General features: G+C 38.5%; 2 protein-coding genes. Both read left to right on the plus strand.

Translation table 11 applies throughout. The features are described from left to right. Positions 1-91 precede the first annotated feature (91 nt). A complete protein-coding gene (locus NFR27_RS10065) occupies positions 92-1,129 on the plus strand; it encodes an IS1595-like element ISSag10 family transposase (protein WP_002837184.1) in 1,038 nt (345 codons plus the stop codon). Positions 1,130-1,152: 23 nt separating this feature from the next. Further along, positions 1,153-1,647, plus strand: coding sequence for a lincosamide nucleotidyltransferase Lnu(C) (gene lnu(C) / locus NFR27_RS10070; RefSeq protein ID WP_019543803.1), 495 nt, complete (start codon positions 1,153-1,155; stop codon positions 1,645-1,647). Positions 1,648-1,731 lie beyond the last annotated feature (84 nt).

Consider the following 1,731-nt stretch of genomic DNA (forward strand, 5'->3'; position numbering starts at 1 on the left):
TAAGGCTCTGTCACAACAAATGGTTGATTTTTGACGAGAAATAGCGTATAATAATAGTAAGAAACAGTACCACCGAAGGAGGTAATTGGATATGCCTACTATCAAAGACGCATTAGATATTATCGGTAAGTTGACTGTCGCAGAGCAGGAAAGCCTTAAAACAATGCTTTTAAGTCCTGCCTTTGTAAAGTCTTTGAATATTGAAGATTTCGTAGCAAAGGAACGCTTTGCAAATGGTCGTGTATGCCCTCTTTGTGGCTGTATCCATGTGGTTCGCAATGGTCATCGTAAAGATGGCACACAGCGATATGTATGTAAGGATTGTGGCAAGTCCTTCGTGATTGCTACGAACTCCATTGTGTCTGGTACAAGAAAAGACTTGTCCGTGTGGGAGCAGTACATTGATTGTATGATGAATGGCTTATCCATTCGTAAGACTGCTGTTGCTTGTGGGATTCACAGAAACACCGCATTCCTTTGGAGACACAAGATTTTGGATGCACTTCAGAATATGGCAGACGATGTTACCCTTGACGGCATTATTGAGGCTGACGAAACTTTTTTCGCCATCTCGTACAAGGGCAATCATAGCAAGAGTAAGACATTTGCTATGCCACGCAAGGCTCATAAGCGTGGTCATTCTACACATATCAGAGGCTTGTCCCAAGAAAAGGTATGTGTTCCTTGTGCGGTTAATAGGAATGGCTTGTCTATCTCCAAGATTACGAATACTGGTAGAGTTTCTACAAGAGATTTACATCATATTTATGATGGTAGGATTAAGACCAATTCCACTCTTGTTACGGACAAGATGAACTCCTATGTGAGATTTACAAATGCCAATGGCATTGACCTTGTGCAGTTAAAGACTGGCAAAGCCAAGAAAGGCATTTATAATATCCAACATATCAATAGCTACCATAGCCAGCTAAAGAGGTTTATGCGTGGCTTTAACGGTGTTTCTACCAAGTATCTGAACAACTATCTTGTGTGGAATAACCTTGTAAATTACGCCAAAGAAAGCGACATGGAGAAAAGGAACATCTTCTTAACTTTCGTTTTGGCAACATTGAAAACTGCTAAATGCAGAGATTTATCAAACAGACCAGCAGTTCCTCTGGTCGCCTAATTAGAATTTGTGGAGATGATAAGATGGTCAATATAACAGATGTAAAACAGATTCTTCAATTTGCAATAGATGCGGAGATTAAAGTCTTTCTTGATGGTGGCTGGGGTGTAGATGCTCTTCTTGGATATCAGTCAAGAGCCCATAATGATATTGACATTTTTGTAGAAAAGAACGATTATCAGAACTTTATAGAAATAATGAAAGCTAATGGCTTTTATGAGATTAAGATGGAATATACAACATTGAACCATACTGTATGGGAAGATTTGAAAAACAGAATTATTGATTTGCATTGTTTTGAATATACGGACGAAGGTGAAATTCTTTATGATGGGGATTGTTTTCCGGTAGAAACTTTTTCGGGTAAAGGCAGAATTGAGGAAATAGAGGTTTCCTGTATTGAACCATATAGTCAAGTAATGTTCCATCTGGGATACGAGTTTGATGAAAATGATGCACATGATGTGAAGTTATTGTGTGAGACACTTCATATCGAAATTCCAAATGAGTATAGATAACTGCAAATAACAGTTTGTAGGGGAGTTCTGATACTCCCCTATAAAAATGGCTATTTATCAACTGTTTGTTGTGACATAGCCAAA

The sequence above is a fragment of the Veillonella intestinalis genome (assembly GCF_943192895.1).
GTDB classification, from domain to species: Bacteria; Bacillota; Negativicutes; order Veillonellales; family Veillonellaceae; genus Veillonella_A; species Veillonella_A intestinalis.